The 18,177-nt window shown below is 69.3% G+C and carries 18 protein-coding genes, 1 tRNA gene and 1 riboswitch; of the genes, 14 read left to right on the top strand and 5 right to left on the bottom strand.

Features of this window, described 5'->3' with window-relative positions; all coding sequences use genetic code 11:
- Positions 1-36: 36 nt before the first annotated feature.
- The 4 genes from OG883_RS12485 to OG883_RS12500 all read left to right on the top strand — a co-directional run bounded on the left by OG883_RS12485 (position 37) and on the right by OG883_RS12500 (position 4,286).
- On the top strand, positions 37-1,233 hold the full coding sequence (locus OG883_RS12485) for an IS110 family transposase (protein WP_266539015.1): 1,197 nt from the start codon (positions 37-39) through the stop codon (positions 1,231-1,233).
- Between the two features lie 7 nt (positions 1,234-1,240).
- Entirely contained in the window at positions 1,241-1,390 is a 150-nt protein-coding gene (locus tag OG883_RS12490) for a GH36 C-terminal domain-containing protein (RefSeq protein WP_266541461.1), read from the top strand.
- A 767-nt stretch (positions 1,391-2,157) separates the two neighbouring features.
- A riboswitch (cyclic di-AMP (ydaO/yuaA leader) is annotated at positions 2,158-2,313 on the top strand.
- 4 nt (positions 2,314-2,317) lie between these two features.
- Positions 2,318-3,301 (top strand): M23 family metallopeptidase, encoded by a 984-nt coding sequence (locus OG883_RS12495; RefSeq protein WP_266539155.1) that lies wholly within the window; start codon positions 2,318-2,320, stop codon positions 3,299-3,301.
- Positions 3,302-3,494: 193 nt separating this feature from the next.
- Positions 3,495-4,286, top strand: coding sequence for an SGNH/GDSL hydrolase family protein (locus OG883_RS12500; RefSeq protein WP_266539157.1), 792 nt, complete (start codon positions 3,495-3,497; stop codon positions 4,284-4,286).
- Positions 4,287-4,384: 98 nt separating this feature from the next.
- Here OG883_RS12500 and OG883_RS12505 read toward each other — a convergent pair whose 3' ends face one another.
- The 4 genes from OG883_RS12505 to OG883_RS12520 all read right to left on the bottom strand — a co-directional run bounded on the left by OG883_RS12505 (position 4,385) and on the right by OG883_RS12520 (position 8,035).
- Complete coding sequence (locus OG883_RS12505; RefSeq protein ID WP_266541465.1) at positions 4,385-5,263, bottom strand: carbohydrate kinase family protein; 879 nt, start codon at positions 5,261-5,263, stop codon at positions 4,385-4,387.
- Positions 5,264-5,356: 93 nt separating this feature from the next.
- The gene (locus tag OG883_RS12510) at positions 5,357-5,977 is read right to left on the bottom strand and encodes a TetR/AcrR family transcriptional regulator (protein ID WP_266539159.1); all 621 of its coding nucleotides are present in this window, start codon (positions 5,975-5,977) and stop codon (positions 5,357-5,359) included.
- Between the two features lie 128 nt (positions 5,978-6,105).
- A complete protein-coding gene (locus tag OG883_RS12515) occupies positions 6,106-7,293 on the bottom strand; it encodes a Glu/Leu/Phe/Val dehydrogenase dimerization domain-containing protein (protein ID WP_266539161.1) in 1,188 nt (395 codons plus the stop codon).
- A gap of 172 nt (positions 7,294-7,465) precedes the next feature.
- Entirely contained in the window at positions 7,466-8,035 is a 570-nt protein-coding gene (locus OG883_RS12520) for a carboxymuconolactone decarboxylase family protein (protein WP_266539163.1), read from the bottom strand.
- A gap of 269 nt (positions 8,036-8,304) precedes the next feature.
- Here OG883_RS12520 and OG883_RS12525 point away from each other — a divergent pair, with 269 nt between their 5' ends.
- The 7 genes from OG883_RS12525 (at position 8,305) to OG883_RS12555 (ending at position 14,311) form a co-directional block, all read left to right on the top strand.
- Positions 8,305-8,754 carry a PPOX class F420-dependent oxidoreductase gene (locus OG883_RS12525; RefSeq protein ID WP_266539165.1) on the top strand — a complete coding sequence of 150 codons (450 nt, stop codon included), beginning with the start codon at positions 8,305-8,307 and terminating at the stop codon, positions 8,752-8,754.
- Positions 8,755-8,853: 99 nt separating this feature from the next.
- Positions 8,854-10,035 (top strand): MBL fold metallo-hydrolase, encoded by a 1,182-nt coding sequence (locus OG883_RS12530; protein WP_266539167.1) that lies wholly within the window; start codon positions 8,854-8,856, stop codon positions 10,033-10,035.
- A 325-nt stretch (positions 10,036-10,360) separates the two neighbouring features.
- Positions 10,361-12,325 carry an ATP-binding protein gene (locus OG883_RS12535; protein ID WP_266539169.1) on the top strand — a complete coding sequence of 655 codons (1,965 nt, stop codon included), beginning with the start codon at positions 10,361-10,363 and terminating at the stop codon, positions 12,323-12,325.
- Positions 12,326-12,332: 7 nt separating this feature from the next.
- Positions 12,333-12,767, top strand: coding sequence for a roadblock/LC7 domain-containing protein (locus OG883_RS12540; protein WP_266539171.1), 435 nt, complete (start codon positions 12,333-12,335; stop codon positions 12,765-12,767).
- A gap of 2 nt (positions 12,768-12,769) precedes the next feature.
- Positions 12,770-13,141 carry a DUF742 domain-containing protein gene (locus OG883_RS12545; protein WP_266541468.1) on the top strand — a complete coding sequence of 124 codons (372 nt, stop codon included), beginning with the start codon at positions 12,770-12,772 and terminating at the stop codon, positions 13,139-13,141.
- Positions 13,119-13,733 (top strand): ATP/GTP-binding protein, encoded by a 615-nt coding sequence (locus OG883_RS12550; RefSeq protein ID WP_266539173.1) that lies wholly within the window; start codon positions 13,119-13,121, stop codon positions 13,731-13,733. Before OG883_RS12545 ends, OG883_RS12550 begins: the two co-directional genes overlap by 23 nt.
- Complete coding sequence (locus tag OG883_RS12555) at positions 13,730-14,311, top strand: GAF domain-containing protein (protein WP_266539175.1); 582 nt, start codon at positions 13,730-13,732, stop codon at positions 14,309-14,311. The genes OG883_RS12550 and OG883_RS12555 overlap by 4 nt, the downstream gene beginning before the upstream one ends.
- 91 nt (positions 14,312-14,402) lie before the next feature.
- Here OG883_RS12555 and OG883_RS12560 read toward each other — a convergent pair whose 3' ends face one another.
- Positions 14,403-15,599, bottom strand: coding sequence for an acyl-CoA dehydrogenase family protein (locus OG883_RS12560; protein ID WP_266539177.1), 1,197 nt, complete (start codon positions 15,597-15,599; stop codon positions 14,403-14,405).
- A gap of 728 nt (positions 15,600-16,327) precedes the next feature.
- On the opposite strand from OG883_RS12560, the gene OG883_RS12565 reads away from it, so the two are divergent.
- From OG883_RS12565 to OG883_RS12575, 3 genes are all read left to right on the top strand, one after another.
- Positions 16,328-17,251, top strand: a complete 924-nt coding sequence (locus OG883_RS12565) for an alpha/beta fold hydrolase (protein ID WP_266539179.1) — start codon at positions 16,328-16,330, stop codon at positions 17,249-17,251.
- A gap of 74 nt (positions 17,252-17,325) precedes the next feature.
- Positions 17,326-17,694: an MmcQ/YjbR family DNA-binding protein gene (locus tag OG883_RS12570; RefSeq protein ID WP_266539181.1), complete on the top strand. Its 369-nt coding sequence runs from the start codon at positions 17,326-17,328 to the stop codon at positions 17,692-17,694.
- Positions 17,695-17,956: 262 nt separating this feature from the next.
- Positions 17,957-18,030: transfer RNA gene (locus OG883_RS12575), tRNA-Pro, on the top strand.
- Positions 18,031-18,177 lie beyond the last annotated feature (147 nt).

The raw sequence follows: 18,177 nt of genomic DNA on the forward strand, positions 1-18,177 counted from the left end.
GGTACGAACCGTACGAATACGCATGGCAGGAGCGCGATGAGCCGGATATGGGTGGGCATCGACAGCGGCAAGGGCCATCATCACGGCCTTGCGATGGACGCCGACAGCAAGACATTGCTCTCGCGGCGGGTCGCCAACGACGAGCCCGAGCTGCTGAAGCTGATCGGTGACGTCCTCGACCTGGCCGACGGCCGTCAGGTCACCTGGGCCATCGACATGACCGGGGGCGAGCCCGCGCTGCTGCTGGCCCTGCTGGTCAGCCACGGCCAGGAGGTCCTCTACATCCCCGGCCGCCTGGTCAACCGGGCCTCCGACGGCTACCGCGGTGAGGGCAAGACCGATGCCCGCGACGCCTACGTGATCGCCGACCAGGCCAGGATGCGCCGCGACCTGCGGCCCATCCGCCCCGGCGACGAAGCCGCCATCGAGCTCAAGCTGCTGACTGGACGCCGTGCCGACCTTGTCGAGGACCGCACCCGCGTGGTCAACCGCCTTCGCGGCACCCTGATGAGCATGTTCCCGGCCCTGGAACGGGCCCTGGACGTGACCAACGCCGGACCGCTCAAGCTGCTGACGGGCTACCAGACCCCGGCCGCGATCCGCCGCACCGGCACCTCGCGGCTGACCAAGTGGCTGGCCAACCGCAAGGTCCGTAACGCGAGGGCCCTGGCCGAGGCGGCGGTCGGGGCCGCCGAGCGCCAGCACACCTCGATCCCAGGGGAGAAGACCATCGCCAGGCTGGTCCACACCCTGGCCGAGGAGGTGATGACCCTCAACGAGCAGATCTCCGAGATGGACAAGCTCATCGAGGGCCGGTTTCGCGAGCACGAACTCGCCGACATAGTCCAAAGTGTTCCGGGCATCGGCACCGTGCTCGGTGCGGAGTTCCTCGCCGCCATCGGCGGCAGCCTCGACGAGTTCGACTCCCCGGACGCCCTGGCGGCCTTCGCCGGTGTCGCTCCCGCGCCGCGTGACTCGGGCAAGGTCAGCGGCAATCTCCACCGGCCCATGGCATACCACCGGCGATTGCAGCGGGTGTTCTACACCTCCGCGCTGGTCAGCATCCGATGCGATCCCAACTCCCGGAAGTTCTACGACCGCAAACGCGCCGAGGGGAAGAAACACGTCCAGGCCGTGCTCGCCCTCGCCCGCCGACGCGTCAACGTCCTATGGGCCCTGATCCGCGACCGACGGTGCTACCAGGTCGCACCCCCAGTGACACCGGCTGCTTGACAACAACATTAGGAAGCGCGGAATCGATCCCTCGGCGGCGTACGAATGCCTGGACACCAAAGCCGTCCACCGCGGAGCCGTACTGCTGCACCACGGACTGCACACCGGGCTGAAAGGTGACATGGACGCCACCGTGATCCGGCTGCGGCGCCGCTGACCGGGCCCGGGCCGTCACCGGCATTCTTCGCAGCAGGGAACCGGGCGTATCCCGCTCCAAGGAATTGCGGCGACTTCCGCGTCCGGCGCCCACCGAGATTTTCCCGGCGCCGATGAGCAATCCGGTCGCCACCGGCCCCGGTGGTCGGCATGTACGCGGAAAACGCCCGGCTGGATTTGCCCTCGGCGATACCGCATTCGCCACGACGGCCAGAAGGCTTCCGCGGGTCGTCCCGAGGACGGCCGTACAGGCTCGTCGCGACGGTGACCGACGTCACCCGCGGGCTGCTGCCGCCGGCTGCCCGACAGGGAGGCAGTGAAGGGTGATTCGTGGCGGTTTGTCCGATTTTGAGGTCGGGGTCCTTGCCCGTACGGAGGGGAGGTCATGGTCGAACCGGATGACCGCCCCGGTGAATTCCTGCGGTCATAGCAGGTATTGAGGCTTCGGGTGGCAAGTGGGGGTGAACGTCATTAAATGATGCTTCTGTCCGTATTGGACGATTCGACATAACGTGCCCCATCTACAAGGGAGATGGGGCCTGGCTCGTGAGCAGGATCATATCCGTGACGGTGTGTGGTGATTCTGTGGAGGCGAATTCCGTTGTCAGGGGGAAAGTTGGGCTGCTGAGTCCACGGAGGGTGACCGGAATTCTGCGGACATGTCACAGGGATCATTGGCCCGCGAATGTGATGGCTTGTACCCGCCCGACCGACTCGCTTACGGTCACCGTCAATCCGGACGGACCGCCTCATCCTGCCGCCGACCGGAATTCGAACCCACCCACGTGTGGCAGGAGCGGGGGACCCAGGTAGTACGCCGATTCCGGAGTTCCGGAGCGGCTTGGGGTGAAGTCGTGCAGCAGCGCGACCGGGCATCTCCAGCCCGAACCCGACAGCTCACCTCGCCGGCGCCGGAGAGGAATGCGCCATGCCCGCAAAGGGTAAGCACCGCCGTCCCAAGTCCAACCCGATCACCCGCGGATTCGTCGCCGCAGGTACGGGTGGCGCCGCCATCGCACTTCCGCTCATCGGTGCCACCGGCGCCCACGCGGCAGGCAGCACGACGCCCGCCGCCGCGCCGGAGAAGGCCGTGACCGCCTCCTCCTTCTCCTCCGCCTCCAGTGCCGCCGCGGCACCCGCGGCGCAGAAGAACGCCGCCCCCACCGTCTACTCCGTCGTCTCCGGCGACTTCCTGTCGAAGATCGCCGACGAGCACGACGTCCGCGGCGGCTGGCAGAAGCTGTACCAGGACAACCGTGAGGTCGTCGGTGACGACCCCTCGCTGATCCACCCCGGCCTCAAGATCACGATCGGTGCGAAGTCGAAGGCCAAGGCCCCGGAGAGGGCCGAGCCGAAGGCCGAATCGAAGCCCGAGTCGAAGCCCGAGCCGAAGCCCCGTTCGGAGAAGAAGGCCAAGTCCTCGCCCAACTCCGCCGCGGACTCGGCCTCGTCGTCCGCGCCGCAGCCCTCGTCCAATGACTCCGGCAGCGGTGCCGCGCGCGGCTCAGGCTTCACCGCCCCCGTCGACGGCGCGAGCATCAGCACCGCCTACCGTGCCTCCGGCGCCATGTGGTCCAGCGGCTATCACACCGGTGTCGACTTCGCCGCGGCCTCCGGCACCAGCGTCAAGTCCGTCGGTGCGGGCACCGTGGTCTCCGCCGGCTGGGGTGGCTCCTACGGCAACGAGGTCGTCATCCAGCACAGCGACGGCAGCTACTCGCAGTACGCCCACCTCTCCTCCCTCTCTGTCTCCTCCGGCGAGAGCGTGACCGGCGGCCAGCAGATCGGCCTCTCCGGCTCCACCGGAAACTCCAGCGGCCCGCACCTGCACTTCGAGATCCGCACCGGTCCCAGCTACGGATCGGACGTCGACCCGCTTGCCTACCTGCGCCAGCACGGCGTGTCCATCTGACGTCTGCTCACCTCTCTGACGTCTGGTCACCGCTCTGCGCTGACGACTTCTCCCCTCGCGCCGCCGTCCCGTGGTGCGAGGGGAGTCGTCGTATTCCGGGTTGGTCGAAACTTGACCGGTGGTATAGATCACCCCTCGTCAACCCCTCCTTACGGTCGCGTAGGTCACATCCATAAGGGAAAGATGTGGTCTTGTGGCAGACGATTCGAGAACAGGGAAAAATGGCATATTCGGGTCGTACGCGGCGATTGGTGACAGTTTCACCGAAGGTGTCGGAGACCCGGGCCCCGATGGGATGTACGTCGGCTGGGCGGACCGTTTCGCGGTCCTGCTCGACGACCGCATGCCGGAGCACACCTTCAGGTACGCCAATCTCGCGGTACGCGGCCGTCTTCTCGACCAGATCGTCGAGGAACAGGTCCCCAGGGCAAGGGAACTCGCCCCGGATCTGGTGACGTTCTGCGCGGGCGGCAACGACATCATCCGGCCCGGCAGCGACCCCGACGACGTCGCGGAGCGCTTCGAACGGGCGGTCGCCGACCTCGCCGGTGCGGTCGGCACCGTCATGGTGACCACCGGCTTCGACACGCGCGGAGTGCCGGTCCTGCGCCATCTGCGCGGCAAGATCGCGACATTTACCGCGCATGTACGGTCCATCGCCGACCGCTACGACTGCCCCGTCCTCGATCTGTGGTCGCTCAAGTCCGTGCAGGACAGGCGTGCTTGGGACAGCGACCGGCTGCATCTGTCACCCGAGGGCCACACTCGGATCGCGCTGCGCGCCGCCCAGGTACTCGGGCTCGACGTGCCGGCCGACCCCGACCAGCCGTGGCCGCCCCAGCCGCCGCGCGGCGCGCTCGACGTGCGTCGCGACGACATCCAGTGGGCGCGCGAACATCTCGTGCCGTGGATCGGGCGCCGGCTGCGCGGCGAGAGCTCCGGCGACCATGTCGAGGCCAAGCGCCCGAACCTGCTGCCCCTGTGACAGCCGGCGTGCGGGGTGCGGCAGACCTGTCCCGCTGACCGGGCGCACGGCCCGGCCCCGGGGCGGTCGAAGCGGAGCGAGGCGTACGAACCAGCGCGTCAGGCCCCGGCGGCCGACAACAGCTCGGCCTGGCCGATCGGCGTACTGCCCTCTCCCGTACAGGCATACGCACCCGCCACCGCGCCGAGGCGGGCGCTCTCCTCCAGGCCGAGGCCGGACAGCCTGCCGTACAGAAAGCCGCAGACGTAGGCGTCGCCCGCGCCGTTGGAGTCGACCACCGGGGCCGGCGGAGCGGTCGCCGGGATGGGGCGCGGGGTGCTGCTGCCGTCGCGGGTGAGGAGATACGAGCCGCCCGCGCCCGCCGTCGCCACCACCGCCTGCGCCCGCCCCTCGCGCAGGATCTCCCGCATCACCGACGCTATGCGCTCGCCCGCGCCCGCCGCGCTGAGGAAGACCAGGTCCGAGCGGAGCGCGAACTCCCGGTGGTGGTCGGCCAGTCCGTCCCAGTCGTGCAGATCGGTGGAGACCGGGACGCCCAGCGCCTCGATGTCGTCGTAGAGGAACCGGGTGAAGTTCGTGATCGAGAGATGTACGTGGCGGGTACGCCGCAGATGAGGGAGATAGAAGTCCCGCGGCATCCGCAGGTCCGCGGGATCGCGGGCGTCGTAGAAGGACATCCGGCGCCCCGAGGAGTCGACGAGATTGACCGCGCGCCGCGTCCCGGCCGGGGAGATGAGCGGCTCGAAGTCCACGCCGCCCGCGGCGAGATGCTCACGGACCTGCCGACCGGGCCAGTCGTCGCCGATGTAGTCGAGGAAGGTGACATTCAGCCCGAGGGCCCGGCAGCCCAGGGCCACGTTGCCACCGGTGTGGCCGGGCCATTCGCGGATCGGGCCCACCCCGACGGAGTCGGCGAGCGGAACCGGCAGGGAGTCGACCCGGACGACCGAGTCCACCCCACTGCCCCCGATGACCAGCACCCCGTGAGGGAGATGGTCCGTCTGCTGATGTTGCGGCTGCTGAGACACAGTTACCCAGTATGGGGGTGCGGGTGGGATCCCGGGGGCCGTTCAGCGTGCGGCAGCGGTGAGCGCGGCGCGGTCGAGGCCGAGTTCGCGGGCGAGCGCGTCGTCGGTCCACTCCAGCATCGCGGCGCGCGACAGTGACCCCGCGTACGAAGTCATCTGCACGGCCAGCCCGTCCAGAAAGGCCGTCAGCCGCCAGGCAACGGACGCCGGATCCTCGCAGCGGAACTCACCCGCCGCCGCGCCCTCCGCGATGACCTCGGTCAGCGCGGCCTTCCACTGCTGGTCGAGATCGCGGGCGACCTCCCGCAGGGCCGGCTCGCGCAGCGCGGCCGCCCAGCCCTCGATCCACAGCCGCCAGCCTTTGGCATGCCCCGTCGGCGCGTACCAGCGGACCGCGGTACGCAGTCGGCGCAGGGCGGAGGTGCGGCGGCCCAGCAGTTTGCGCAGATGTGCGAGGTCGCCGTCGGCGGCGTAGGTGAACGCGGCCGCGACGAGCTTCTCCTTGGTCGAAAAGTGGTAGAGCACCAGGGCGTTGCTCACCCCGAGGGCCGACGCGACGTCGGCGATCCGCACGGCGGCCACACCTCGGGCCTCGATCTGTTCGACGGCAGCGCTCAAAAGCTCCTCACGCCGCTCCGCCACGCTCAACCGCACTCTTGTCACGTCGTCACCCTACACAGCGATCTTGGATACCGGCCCTCTGCTGGGCGAGACGCAGGAAGGGGCCGCCCGGGCGGAAGTTCAGCAGGTCCGTTCCCGGGTCTTCACCCCGTGGACGTCGCACGACGCCGTCATCGGTACCAGCCGAACCGCTCGGTGATGGCCGGAAGACGGTCGGCGACGATCGCGTGTGCGGCGGCCCGCGGAGTCGTCCCGTCCGCCTCCGCGCGGGCCAGCATCTGACCGATCAGCGCGCGCATGGAACGACGGGTGTACGTGAACGCCTCGTCCGCGTCGGCGCCGATGTCCCCGAACAGGGTCCACCACCACCACGCGTTCGTACCGGAGTTGACGACGACGTCCGGCAGGACGGTGGTGCCGCGACGGGCGAGCAACTTTTCCGCCTCCGGCAGGACCGGCATGTTGGCCGCCTCGACGATCCAACGGGCCGTGATCTGCGCCTGATTGACGGTGTCCACGGCGTACGAGACGGCAGCCGGCACCAGCACCTCCGCGTCGACCGACAGCCAGGCGTCGCCCGCGAGCTCCACATCGTCGTGCCGCAGGGCGGCGCGGTCGACGGTCCCGTACGAGTCACGGGCCGCGAGCAGCGCATCGACATCGAGCCCGGCCGGGTTCGCGACAGTGCCCTTGACATCGGCGACGGCGACGATCTTGAGTCCGGCGCGGGCGAGGAACCGGGCGGTCGCCCCGCCCATCGTGCCAAGGCCCTGGACGGAGACCCGCGTTCCCTCGTACGCCATTTCCGCCCGGTCGAGCGCCACCAGGACCGACTCGGCGACGCCGCAGCCGCCGACGAGCTCGTCGAGCCCGATGCCGTCCACCTCGACGGCGAAGGCGTCCGCGAGCCGTCGGCGCGCTGCCGCCTCGTCGTCGAGCAGCGGGTAGACCGCCTGGACGGGCGAGGCCAGACCGGCTTCGGCGGCAGCCCTGTCGACGATGTCCTGGGAGAGGCCGAGGTCTTCGCCGGTGGTCCACATGGTCTCGACGTACGGGCGCACGGCACGCAGGAAGCGGACCAGGATCCCGTACGCCCGCGGGTCCTGCGGGTCGCAGTCGATACCGCCCTTGGCGCCGCCGAGCGGGATGTACCGGACCGACGGGTCCTCCGCGTTGTAGTGGAGGGCCTCCTTCATGGTCATCCCGCGCGCGAGGCCCGCCACCTCCTCCAGCGTGCAGCCCTCGCGCATCCGCAGCCCGCCGCTGGCGACCCCGCGCACAAGGCGGTCGATGACCAAGTGGCCCTGGCGGTCGGTGACGTGGTCGGTCCAGGTGAGCGAGATCAGGGGAGTGGTCATCGGCGATCTCCTCGGGAACGGTGATCACGGGCACGCCGGCTCCGGGCGCGCCGACCACCGGGTGACTGAATCGCCAGTCAGTATCGGGAGTTGCCTCACCTGCTGTCAACATGATCGTCAACAGAGCGCTCCGCACCGGGAGGGCCCGACGGGCCGGGGCGGGGCCCGCGTGTCAGCGCACGGCGGCGCGCGGACCGTCCGGGATCTCGCAGTGGTCCTTGAAGCCCTGGCTGGTCAGTCCGAGCGCGGTGTTCATCCGTGAGCGCAGGTTCTCCACCGCCACCATTGCGGTCAGCTCGACGAACGCGGGCTCGCCGAGCGCCGTGAGCAGCCGCTCCGCCAGCTCGTCCTCGACCTGGGGCGGGTTCGCGGTCATCGCCTCCGCGTACTCCATGACATCGCGCTCCAGAGAGGTGTAGCTGTCGCTGTCGCGCCACACCGGCACATCGTGCAGCTTTCGGGTGTCCATACCGCGCCGACCGCTCTCCCAGTGGCCGAAGTCCATGCACCAGCTGCACCCGATCGACGCCGCCGTGGTCATCACGGCCAGTGTCTTGAGATCGGCGTCGAGCTGGTTCCACCTGGCCAGCGACTGCTCGAAACGGAGATCGCTCCAGAGCACCCGGGGGTTGTGGGCCAGCGCCCGGGCCGGGTCGAGGACCTTGCCGTACGTGCGCTTCGAATACCACTCCGTGGCGCGGAACAGGAGCGAACGGCGTGGAGTGAGCGAGATGCGGGCCATGACGGGCCTCCTCGGGGCGTGATCGTTCTGCTGTCATGCGTACGACGGTGTGCTGTCACGCGTACGACGGATGGCGCCCTGTGGGATGTGACATCGGGGAGACACGAATGTCCGGGGACACCGGAGCACCCGGTACGCCGGTAGGCCAGGACACCGGAGCATCCGGAGTGCCGGGACATCGAAGCCCCCGGACCCCGGACCCCGGGAGCACCGGGAACATCGGGAGCACCCGCAGGAACACCGGGGCGGGGGCAGACGTTGCTGTGGTCATGACGGAGAACGCAGACCGGGCCGCGCAACAGGACGCCCTGCTGAAACTGCTCGCCGAGTACGACGGAGGGGTGCTGGTCACCCTCAAGAGGGACGGCAGGCCCCAGCTGTCCAATGTGAACCACGTGTACTACCCGGACGAGCGGACCATCCGGGTGTCGATCACCGACGACCGGGCCAAGACCAGGAATCTGCGCCGCGACGCCCGTGCCGGCTACCACGTGACCAGTAGCAACCGCTGGGCGTGGACCGTTGTGGAGGGCACTGCCGAGCTCTCCCCGGTCGCCGCCGATCCCTACGACGCCACCGTCGAGGAGCTGATCACCCTCTACCGCGACGTGCAGGGCGAGCACCCGGACTGGGACGACTACCGGCGGGCGATGGTCGACGACAAACGCCTCGTACTGAGGCTGCGTATCGAACGGGCCTATGGACAGCCCGGGGGATGAGCCCCGGCCCTCCGGCATCGCCCAGGGCCGGAAGGGGCCCGTTCTCCCGCTGTCGGACCCCCCGCACATAATGGAAAGACCCGAACACCTGGAGGTGCTGTGACCGGCGCTGGTTCCACCCACTCGCTGAGGTCCCGGCTGCGTGCGCTGCGACCTGCCGCCTTCGGGGCCGATCCCGACGGGGAGCGGATGGAGCGGATCCGCCGCTCGCCGAACTTTGCCGACGGAGTCTTCCAGAACCCCGTGGGGGCCAGGACCAGGCCGTCCGGTGCCTCCATGAAGGAGTTCGTCAAGATCTACTTCCAGAAGGAGGCGCGGGCACGCAGATCCCCGATCCGCTCTGTGCCCGTCCATGCCACCACGCTCGCCGACATCGCGAAGCCTCCGGCCTCGGGACTGCGGCTCACCTGGATGGGACACTCCAGCGTCCTCGCCGAGATCGACGGGCGGCGGGTGCTCTTCGACCCGGTCTGGGGCGATCGCTGTTCTCCCTTCGCCTTCGCAGGCCCCAAGAGGCTGCACCCCGTGCCCGTGCCGCTCGCGGCCCTCGGCACGGTCGATGTCGTCGTGATCTCCCACGACCACTACGACCACCTCGATCTGCCCACCATCCGCGCCCTGGCCTCCTCGGCCACCGTCTTTGCGGTGCCGCTCGGCGTCGGCGCCCACCTCGAGCGCTGGGGCGTGCCCGCCGACCGCCTGCGCGAGCTGGACTGGAACGAGTCGACGGAGGTGGCCGGCCTCCGGCTGACCGCCACCCCGGCGCGCCACTTCTGCGGTCGCGGGCTGCGCAATCAGCAGCACACGCTCTGGGCGTCCTGGGCGGTAGCGGGCCCCGAGCACCGGATCTACCACAGCGGTGACACCGGGTACTTCCCCGGCTTCAAGGACATCGGCGCCGAGCACGGCCCGTTCGACGCCACCATGATCCAGATCGGCGCGTACAGCGAGTACTGGCCCGACATCCACATGACGCCCGCGGAGGGCATGCGCGCCCACCTCGACCTTCAGGGCGGGAAGCCTTCCGGCGCGATGCTCCCGATCCACTGGGGGACGTTCAACCTTGCGCCGCACCCGTGGGCCGAGCCCGGCGAGGGCACGGTCGCGGCCGCCGCGGAGGCGGGCGCGCGCATCGCGCTGCCGCGGCCTGGCGAGCCGTTCGAGCCGACCGCCGAAAGCGTGCCGTCCGAGTCGTGGTGGCGCGCGGTTGCGCCGGAACCCGCCCAGGGATGGGCCAAGCCGACCGGGACGGGCACGCCCGAGGTGGCGCCGACCGCCTGACGCTCGGGCGTACGCCCCCTGCCCCGCCCCGATTTCCGCCCCCGGCCCCCGTCTGTGTTCGAACGCAGGCGGGGGCCGCGGTGTTCGAACGCAGAGGGCCGCGGTCAACTCGGCGTTTTCGCGCTGCCGTGCGATGCCTCATACCAGAGCGGGACGAATGGCGGGCAAGTTTGTCAACTGCCCGTCGCACGTGCCCGTTTGGCGACTACCGTGTGTGGCCGGTGATCAACGATGGGCTCATATGGTGTGTCCGAGCCTCTCCTTGCGCCGAAGCTGACCACTTGTCGTACGCCGATTCCTGGGGCCCCACGTACCAAGGACGCTGATGTCTCAACTACGCGCACCCGCCGCGCGGACCGACCGTCGCGAGGGCGGGCGCCACGGCCGGCCAGGCGCTCGCTCCCTGTCGTCAGCGGGAAGACAGCATTCCCCGCCGTCGTCGCCGGAAGCCCGCATACGCCCTCAACTCCTGCGCACCGCAGTGCTGCCGACGGTCATTGCCGCACTCAGCGGCGGTACCGGGGTGGTTCTCACCATCCGCGCTGCTGCCCCCGAGCCCTCCAGCGGCCTGTGGGCGGCGCTGACCGGCACCGCCGTGATCGCCATAGCGGCCGTGGCGGCCGCCGCGCTGGGTGCCGACCGTATGGCGAAATCCGTACTCGACCGCTGCGCCGCCATGCGCCGTTCCGCCGCACGCGGGCAGGCCGACCTGCGCACAGTGGTCGATCAGCTCAGACGGGGCGAAGGCCCGCCCGCCCGCAGTGCGCCCCTGCCCGCCTCGCTGGACGGGGACGAGTTCGACCTCCTGTCGCAGGAGCTGGGACGTTCCCACGAGGCCGCGGTAGCCGCGGTGGTCCAGGCGTCCCGGCTCTCCAGCAGCGTCGGCAATGAACAGAAGGTCGAGGTCTTCGTCAACCTGGCCCGGCGGCTCCAGTCGCTGGTCCACCGCGAGATCCAGCTCCTCGACGAGCTGGAGAACGAGGTGGAGGACCCCGAGCTGCTCAAGGGCCTCTTCCATGTCGACCACCTCGCCACCCGTATCCGCAGGCACGCCGAGAACCTCGCCGTTCTCGGCGGAGCCATGTCCCGGCGGCAGTGGTCCAACCCGGTCACCATGACCGAGGTGCTCCGGTCGGCCATCGCCGAGGTGGAGCAGTACCCGAGGGTCAAGCTGGTGCCGCCGGTCGACGGCACTCTGCGCGGCCACGCTGTCGCCGACGTGATCCACCTGCTGGCCGAACTGGTCGAGAACGCCACGCTGTTCTCCGCCCCGCACACCCAGGTACTGATGCGGGCAAGCCTCGTCACTGCCGGACTCGCCGTCGAGGTCGAGGACCGCGGCCTCGGCATGCCCGCCGGTGAGCAGCACAAGATGAACGCTCTGCTCGCCGACCCCGATCAGGTGAACGTCGCCCATCTTCTGCAGGACGGCCGGATCGGTCTCTTCGTGGTCTCGGCGCTCGCCCGCAGGCACGGCATCGCGGTCCGGCTGCAGTCGAACATCTACGGCGGCGTCCAGGCCATTCTCGTACTGCCGCAAGGGCTGCTCGGTTCCGAGCCGGAGGGACTCCCGCACGCCGGGACGGCCACAGCGCCCGATTCCACGCAACGCCCCGGCGCGGTGCAGGCGCCCGTGGGGCGGGCGGCCGCAAGGCCGCCCTCGATCCCGCAGCAGGCCCAGCCCCATCAGGGCCAGCCACAGCAACATCAACAGCCCCGCCAGCCGCAGTTGCACCAGTCGTCGCAGTCCCCTCATGGGCAGCATCAGGAGGCGCAGCCGCGACACGGCCGGCCCCAGCCGCCACCCCTACCTCAGCACGCCCAGGCCCAGGCCCACGTCCAGCCCCAGCCCCAGCAGCCTCCGTCACTGCACCAACTGCAGCCACAGCACCGGCCGGTGCACGCCGTGACGGCCACCGGCCCTCTGCCGGTACGCGGAGAACACAGCGACCGCCCCAACCCGTCCGCTGCTGTCCCGGGCGTCAACCACGCCCCGCTGCCGGAGAACCCTTCCGCCGCAACCGGGCACACCACGGCGAGTCCCCCCTCCGGCCCCGTGGTGCGCGGCACCATGGACCGGCCTCAACTGCCCAGGAGGCGCAGCCAGGAACACCTCATCCCTCAGCTCAGGGACGCCCCGCTGCCCCGCAAGGACAACGACCACGCCCTCCACGACCCCGGCCTGATGGCGGCCTTCCAGCGGGGCATAGGCCTGGCCGAGTCCCAGCCACTCGCGGAGCCCGCACCGCAGCCCGAACCGCACCGCCACGACAACACCTCCAAGGAGTAGATGCACCATGGCGAGCGATGTGCCGACCGGCCATGCCTCGGACCTCGACTGGCTGCTCAGCGGCCTGGTCCAGCGTGTGCCGTACACCCTCAATGCGGTACTGCTCTCCTCCGACGGGCTGGTGAAATCCGTACACGGCCTGGACAACGACAGCGCCGACCACATGGCGGCTCTCGCCTCCGGCCTGTACTCGCTGGGCCGCAGCGCAGGAGCGCGCTTCGGCGACGGGGGCGAGGTGCGCCAGGTGGTGGTGGAGCTCGACTCCACCCTGCTGTTCGTCTCCACCGCCGGCTCCGGCACCTGTCTCGCCGTGCTCGCAGGGCGCGAGGCGGATGCCGCGGTCCTCGGCTATGAGATGGCGATGCTGGTCAAGAGCGTGCGTCCTTACCTGACCACCCCGGCCAGAAAGTCCGCAGGGGCGCCGAGCGTCGCGGGGCAATGAGCGTGCCGGCCCCCAAGGACGGGCCGTTGCTCGACGACGCGGCCGGCCGGCTCATCCGTCCGTACACAGTGAGCGGCGGCCGCACCCGTCCGACGGCCGCCCTGGATCTGCTCTCCCTGGTGATGGCCACCGGGACCGTCCCGCAGGCGCAGCTCGGCCCGGAGCACGCCCTGGCGCTCGGGCTGTGCGACGGGCCGACCTCGGTCGCCGAGATCGCGGCCCACCTCCGGCTGCCGGCGGTCGTCACCAAGGTGCTGCTCTCCGATCTTGTGGACTGGGGCGCGTTGACCGCGCGAGCGCCCCGCTGCCATGACACACCCACCGATCGTTCATTGCTGGAGGCGGTGCTCGATGGCCTACGACGACGGCTCTGAAGTTGGCGAGCTCTTCCCCACCGCACTGAAGATCCTGGTCGCGGGTGGATTCGGGGTGGGCAAGACAACCTTTGTGGGAGCGGTGAGCGAGATCGATCCGCTGAGCACGGAGGAATTGCTGACCCAGGTCAGCATGGCGACCGACAACCTGGACGGCATCGAGTCCAAGACCACCACCACGGTCGCCATGGACTTCGGCCGGATCACCCTGGACGAGCACCATGTGCTCTATCTCTTCGGCACGCCGGGCCAGGAGCGGTTCTGGTTCATGTGGGACGAACTCTCCGAGGGCGCGCTCGGCGCGGTCATCCTCGCCGACACCCGTCGGCTGGAGGAATCCTTCTCCGCGGTGGACTTCTTCGAGCGGCGAGGCATCGGATTCGTCGTCGCCGTCAATGAGTTCGACGGCGCCTACCGCTACGACCCGGATGAGGTACGGGCCGCGATCGACCTCAAGCCGGAGGTGCCGGTGGTGCTGTGCGACGCGCGGATCGCCAGCTCCGGGATAGGGACCCTGGTCACTCTCGTCCAGCATCTGCTCACCACCACCGCGGTGCCGGCTCCGGCACCGAGCTACGGAGCACCGACATGACGTACGACCCGACCGGGCATCAGCTGCTCACCCCTATCGACCGAGAGGCGCCCGTGCGGGTGCAGCGGCTGCGCCAGCTGGGTTTCGGGGACCGGCCGGACCCCGCCTTCGACGAGTTCGCGCACAAGCTCGCCGAGGTGACCGGGGCGCCGTACTCCATGGTCAACTTCATTGACGAGGAACGGCAGTTCTTCGCCGGACTCCACACCCCGGCGGGTACGCACACCGGCACGCACAGCGGCAGGGACATGGGTGCGACGGCGGGCGGTGGCGAGGTCCGCCGCTTCATGGCGCGCGACCACGGCTACTGCCCGCATGTGGTCGTACGGCGCAAGGCGCTCGTTCTGGAGGACGTCTGCGACTATCCGAGGTTCGCGGGGAACCCGGTCGTCGACGAGATCGGCATCCGCTCCTATCTCGGGGCGCCGCTGATCGACCGTACAGGGATCGCGCTGGGCACGATCTGCGTGGTGGACACCCAACCGCGGCCCTGGGGCCGGGCCGGCCTTGAGACCATCAAGTCGCTCGCCGCGGAGCTGCTGGTACAGATCCACCGGCGCGAGGAGGGCAGCATCTGAGGACGGGCGGCATCCGAGGATGTCGGAACGCGATGTGGGGTGACGTCCCCGGGGGTGCTTCCCGCACTCCCGGGGACGTCGTTTGTCTAGGTCAGACGGTCGCTTCCAGCCGAACCATGTCGGACAGCCGCTGCGACCACTGGCCCTTCGCCGTGCCGAGCGCCACCTCCGCCAGGCGCAGCAGCTGTATGTCGGACGTGCCCGCCGGGGCGAACATATGGAGCGCGTCCCGCAGATACCGTTCGATGGGACGGTCGGTGAACAGTCCGGCCGCGGCGTGGATCTCCATGGAATTGCGCGCGGAGTCGATCGCCGACTCGACATTGACCAGCTTGGCGTTCATCAGCTCCGCGTCGCACGGCAGCCCCTGGTCGAGCAAATGCACTGCGTGGTACGCGGCGAGTCTGGCGGTCATCAGCCGGGACTGCAGTTTACCCAACTTCAGCTTGATGGACGGCAGTTCATGGAGCGGTTGGCCATAGCGGTGCCGCTCCTCGCAGAACCTCGTCGTCTCCTCCAGGATCGCCCGGTGGATGCCGAGCGATACGGCGGTGAGGTTGGCGCGCCCGTAGAGCACGCTGGAGGAGTACGCCACGGACAGCCCCTCGCCCTCCTCGCCGAGCCGATTCGGAGCGGGGACACGGCAGTTGTCGAAGTGCAGCTCGCCGAAGCTGAAGCCGTGCAGGCCCATCGTGGGCTGCTGCTCGCCGACATCGAGCCCCGGCCGGTCCGACTCCACCAGGAAGGCGGTGAGCCCCCCGGACCCGGGCCCGGTCCTGGCCACCACACCGTGCAGATCACCAATATGACTGTTCCCGACAAATACCTTCCGGCCATTGAGAATGTAGTCGTCGCCGTCCCGCACCGCGGTGGCGCTCATGCCCAGCACATGGCCGCCCGAATCGGGTTCGGTGACCGCTATCGTCGGCAGGCATTCCCCGGCGGCGATAGCGGGGAGCCAGGTCTTCTTCTGCTCGTCGCTGCCGAAGTGGACAATCTTGGCAGCACCCAGCTGAGAGGCCTGCACCATGGCGCCCATCGCGCCGCTGACGCGGGAGAGCTCCTCGATGATGATGGTCTTGGCGAGATGCCCCATCCCCATTCCGCCGTGCTCTCTGCTGATGGTGGCGCCGAGCCAGCCCTGCCTGGCTATCAGCCGGGACAGCTCGCGGTGGACCGAGCGGCCCGCCTCCATGGCGGGGATCCGTGGACGCACCTCGTTCTCGGCGAAATCACGGACATGGTCACGTAGTTGATGATGCAGTCGACCGGCGAAGTAACCGTCCATCGCGAGCCTTCCTCTGCGAAACGCCTGCTCGCGCGGTTGTTCGAGCAGGTGGTGCATCGGCAGTGATGCCGTCCCGAACAGGCCGACCACATCATGGTGTTGATCGATTCAAGGTGGTACAAGATCGACACCAACGTTGTCCAAAACGGGACCGTTGACGTTTGATTGAGGCTGTGCTCTGTGTGGTACGGGCCCGTCCGGTCCTGCCGTACGGCATTCCCCCCGCGCTTCTCTCTGCCACATGCCAACGGCAATGGTTTCATGGGCATATGGCACTGAGGGGCAAGTGTCGCCTCAGATATGCGCAGCTGTGGCATTCGGAAACATCGGAAAAACCGATACAGCGCGGCCCCTGAGCCAAAGTGGGCACGCTCGTCGGGCGGACAGGCATGAAGGTGGCGCACGGACGTGCCGTCCGGCGCTCGCGGCGCGCGAGAGGTGCAAGGGGCGCGTGTCTGTGCGCGCGTGAGCGATCGCGCGCCGCCCGGGACCCCGTCAGCCGCACCCGCAGTCCTCGGCGTGCGCGCACAGCCGCCGCGACAGGGTGGGTCCGGCGCTGTGTTGCTCCTTGGTGATCGCCGCATCCAGGCTCGTCGTGGGTCACAAGCCACAGCTGTGCCACGGCAGTTGACGGATCAGTTGGGGACCGTGACCGACGGACCGGGCATGAGTCCGTCGGTCCTGGGGAGGCCAGCCCCAGGACCGGAAACCGACCCTGGGGAGGACCTGTGCCCGCGTACCGTCCAGGACTGACGCACGCCCACGACGGCGTTCAGATCGCCACCTACACCTGGCTGCCGGAGAGTGGCCGACCGCGCGCCCTGGTGCAGATTGCGCACGGCGCCGCCGAACACGCCCTGCGCTACGACCGGTTCGCCCGCCACCTGGTCGCCCACGGCTATGGCGTCCTTGCCACCGATCACCGGGGCCATGGCGCGACCGCGCCCGCCACGGGTGGCCACGGCGTCACCGGCGAGGACAGCTGGCGTGCGATCGTGCGCGACCTGAAGGCGGCGGGCGACCGGCTCCGTGCCCTTCATCCGGGTGTGCCGCTGGTGCTGTTCGGGCACAGTCTCGGCTCGATGCTGGCACGCGACTACGCCCAGGAGTACGCCGGCGGGCTGTCCGGTCTCATCCTCTCCGGCACCTTCCGCACTCTGCCGGGAGCGGAGATCGAGAGCTCCCTCACCGCACTCGAACGGCAGGTCGCCGAGCGCGGACGCGCGGCCCGGTCCTCGTTCATTCCTGATCTCTTCGCCTCCTTCAATGACCCCTATCCGCGGCGCACGGGCTTCGAATGGCTCTCGCGCGACGAGGCGGAGGTCGACGCGTATGTCGCGGACGGCCGCTGCGGCTTCCCCTTCGGCGCGGGCCTCGCCCTGGACTGGGTGCGCGCGGTGCGCAAGGTCAACGACCCGCGCAATCTCGCCAGGATCCCGTCCGGCCTGCCTGTCCATGTCGCGGTCGGCACCGACGATCCGTGCAACCAGCGGATGACGCAGGTGTACGAGCTGCTGGAGGACTTCCGGTACATCGGGGTCGAGGACCTCAGTTGGAGGGGCTACCGAGGGGCACGGCACGAGATCCTGAACGAGACCAACCGCGACGAGGTGCAGGAAGATCTGACGGCCTGGCTCGACAAACACGTCTGATCGCGGACCGGGGATTGCGGATTGCGGACTGCCGACCGCGGGCGAGTGTCAGTGCCGCGTCGTACCGTCTTCGCATGGCCACGGCAGACGACGTACGGAGGCTGGCGCTCTCCCTCCCCGGCGCGAGGGAGAAGCTCGCCTGGGGCATGCCCACCTTCCGGCTCGAGAGCGGCGGGAGGATCTTCGCCTCGCTCGATGACGACGACACGGCGATGGGCGTGAAGTGCCCCAAGGAGGACCGCGAGGAACTGATCGCCTCCGAGCCCGACAAGTTCTTCATACGTGCGGGGCACGACGACAACTTCGCCTGGCTGCGGGTGCGCCTGGCGGCGTTGGAGGGCGATGAGGAGCTGTACGCGATCCTGCTCGACTCCTGGCGCCAGGCGGCACCCCGCAAGCTGCTCGACGCCCACCCCGAGCTGGGGCAGGCGCCGACGGGCTGAGCGGGCTCACCGCCTGCTGCCGACGCGCAGGAATCCGCCGATCCGCTCCCGCATGCTCCCCGCGTCGAGCCCGGGCCCGTGTCCGGGCCCCGGAGGGCGCGGCCAGGACTCGGCGCTGTGTGTCCGACACCCACCGTGAAACCTCACGTTTGATTGAGGTCGAGCACTTCGGGGCGCGGAAAGGGGTTCGTGACCATCGGTCGAAGTGCGGTATTGTTCTCATGCGCGTTCGGCCGGGGGAAACCCCAGGTCAGACGGGCATCGGGACGTGGCGCAGCTTGGTAGCGCACTTGACTGGGGGTCAAGGGGTCGCAGGTTCAAATCCTGTCGTCCCGACTTTTCGAAGTCGCAGATCAGAGGTCGTATCGGAGAACTCCGGTACGGCCTCTTGATCGTTTTCGGGGCGGCGGAGGGCCAGGCGCGCACGGTCTCCCGATGCGTAGGTGCGTAGGTGCGTGGCCCCGGCCGGGAGCCGGGCGAGTG

The organism is Streptomyces sp. NBC_01142 (genome assembly GCF_026341125.1).
GTDB lineage: Bacteria > Actinomycetota > Actinomycetes > Streptomycetales > Streptomycetaceae > Streptomyces.

Coding starts and splice junctions, on each gene's coding strand:
- OG883_RS12485 (WP_266539015.1), top strand. CDS start 37: ATGAGCCGGATATGGGTGGGCATCGACAGCGGCAAGGGCCATCATCAC.
- OG883_RS12535 (WP_266539169.1), top strand. CDS start 10,361: ATGTCTCAACTACGCGCACCCGCCGCGCGGACCGACCGTCGCGAGGGC.
- OG883_RS12555 (WP_266539175.1), top strand. CDS start 13,730: ATGACGTACGACCCGACCGGGCATCAGCTGCTCACCCCTATCGACCGA.
- OG883_RS12560 (WP_266539177.1), bottom strand. CDS start 15,599: ATGGACGGTTACTTCGCCGGTCGACTGCATCATCAACTACGTGACCAT.
- OG883_RS12570 (WP_266539181.1), top strand. CDS start 17,326: ATGGCCACGGCAGACGACGTACGGAGGCTGGCGCTCTCCCTCCCCGGC.
- OG883_RS12520 (WP_266539163.1), bottom strand. CDS start 8,035: ATGGCCCGCATCTCGCTCACTCCACGCCGTTCGCTCCTGTTCCGCGCC.
- OG883_RS12525 (WP_266539165.1), top strand. CDS start 8,305: ATGACGGAGAACGCAGACCGGGCCGCGCAACAGGACGCCCTGCTGAAA.
- OG883_RS12515 (WP_266539161.1), bottom strand. CDS start 7,293: ATGACCACTCCCCTGATCTCGCTCACCTGGACCGACCACGTCACCGAC.
- OG883_RS12550 (WP_266539173.1), top strand. CDS start 13,119: ATGGCCTACGACGACGGCTCTGAAGTTGGCGAGCTCTTCCCCACCGCA.
- OG883_RS12540 (WP_266539171.1), top strand. CDS start 12,333: ATGGCGAGCGATGTGCCGACCGGCCATGCCTCGGACCTCGACTGGCTG.
- OG883_RS12495 (WP_266539155.1), top strand. CDS start 2,318: ATGCCCGCAAAGGGTAAGCACCGCCGTCCCAAGTCCAACCCGATCACC.